General features: G+C 69.4%; 3 protein-coding genes. All 3 read right to left on the bottom strand.

Going from position 1 to position 1,570, the window contains the following annotated elements:
* Positions 1–1,117: potassium-transporting ATPase subunit KdpA (kdpA, locus tag FNH05_RS37125; protein WP_144593499.1), on the bottom strand; the 1,117-nt coding region annotated here is incomplete at its 3' end.
* Positions 1,117–1,218, bottom strand: a complete 102-nt coding sequence (gene kdpF / locus FNH05_RS37120) for a K(+)-transporting ATPase subunit F (RefSeq protein WP_144593498.1) — start codon at positions 1,216–1,218, stop codon at positions 1,117–1,119. The genes kdpA and kdpF, both read right to left, overlap by 1 nt.
* Positions 1,215–1,412, bottom strand: a complete 198-nt coding sequence (locus tag FNH05_RS38670; RefSeq protein WP_186382937.1) for a hypothetical protein — start codon at positions 1,410–1,412, stop codon at positions 1,215–1,217. The genes kdpF and FNH05_RS38670 overlap by 4 nt, the downstream gene beginning before the upstream one ends.
* Between the last annotated feature and the right edge of the window lie 158 nt (positions 1,413–1,570).

The raw sequence follows: 1,570 nt of genomic DNA, 5'->3' as shown, positions 1-1,570 counted from the left end.
TCCCCACCCCGCCCGGCGAGATCTCGCCGAGCATCATCTGGAACAGCGGGCCCGCGCCGCCCAGCCCGGTGTAGCTGTCGTGCATCGAGTTCACCGCGCCGGTGGAGGTGCCGGTGGTACTCGTGGCGAACAGGCTCGAACCCGGAATCCCGAAGCGGGTCTCCTTGCCCTCGGTGGCGCCGCCCGCCAGCAGCGAGGCGGGACCGTTCGGATGCGCCTCGGCCCACCAGGTCACGGCGAGCACACCGGTCCACAGCACGGCCATCACCGACAGCAGGACGTGGCCCTGCCGCCTGCTGCCCACCATGAGCCCGAAGGTGCGGGTCAGCGAGACCGGGATGAGCAGGATCAGGAACATCTCGATCAGGTTCGACCACGCGCCGGGGTTCTCGAACGGATGCGCCGAGTTGGCGTTGAAGATCCCACCGCCGTTGGTCCCCAGCTCCTTGATGGCCTCCTGGCTCGCCGCCGGTGCCACCGCGATCGAATGCCCGGTGCCGTCCAGTGCGGTCACCGGAACGTTTTCGCGCAGGCTCATCGTGACGCCCAGTGCGACCAGCACGATCGCGGACACGAAGGCGACGGGCAGCAGGATCCGCACGGTGGCGCGGGTCAGGTCGACCCAGAAGTTGCCCAGCCGGTCGGTCTGGTCGCGCACGAACGCCCGGATCAGCGCGATCGCGACCGCAAGGCCCATCCCCGCCGACACGAAGTTCTGCACCGTCAGGCCCAGCATCTGCACCGCGTGCCCCATCACCGACTCGGGCACGTAGGACTGCCAGTTGGTGTTGGTGGCGAAGCTCGCGGCGGTGTTGAACGCCATGCCGGGCGGGATGGTGCGCCCGAAGTCGAAGGGCAGCAGCGGCTGGATCCGCTGCAGCAGGTACAGCAGCAGTGCCGAGACCAGGCCGAAGGACAGCGTGCCCACCGCATAGGTGGTCCACCGCTGCTGCGATCCGGGGTCCACCCGCACCAGCCGGTACACGGCCCGTTCGACGCGCCAGTGCTTCTCACTGGTGAACGTGTGGGCCAGACAGGCGCCGAACGGCCGGTAGACGACCGCCAGTGCCGCGACCAGGATGGCGGCCTGCAGCAGGCCCGCCCAGGTATCGCTCATCAGAAACGCTCCGGCCGGATCAGGGCGTAGAACAGGTAGCCGATCAGCAGCAGCGCGACCACGCCGCCGACGGCGTTCGCGACGACACCGGTACCGCTCACAACCGTTCCAATCCGCGCAGGATCAGCGCCAGTACCCCGAAGAGGCCGATCAGGAGCACCACGTACAGCACATCTGGCATGGATGCGCCGCCTCCGTTTTCTTCCCGGCGGCCGCCCCGATGGCGGCCGCGCCGGTCGAGCATGCGCGCGCGGCTCACCCGATCGGGGGCCCCCGACGTTTTCTTGACACCCACCCCGGCCGTCTTGATGCACAGCTGATGCCGGGACGCCCCGACCGGCCCAACCAGGCCACCATCCGTGTCCAGCCCACTTCAGAGGGTCACGCGGTGGGGTGGTTCCGGGGCCGGGAGCGGCCCGCCGGGATGCGGAACGCGGCTCGGTTGCCTTGACT

Source organism: Amycolatopsis rhizosphaerae, from assembly GCF_007713715.1.
In the GTDB taxonomy this organism is placed as follows: Bacteria; Actinomycetota; Actinomycetes; order Mycobacteriales; family Pseudonocardiaceae; genus Amycolatopsis_E; species Amycolatopsis_E rhizosphaerae.
The sequence above is the reverse complement of the archived record's forward strand: the minus strand, read 5'-3'. Positions and strand labels throughout refer to the sequence as shown.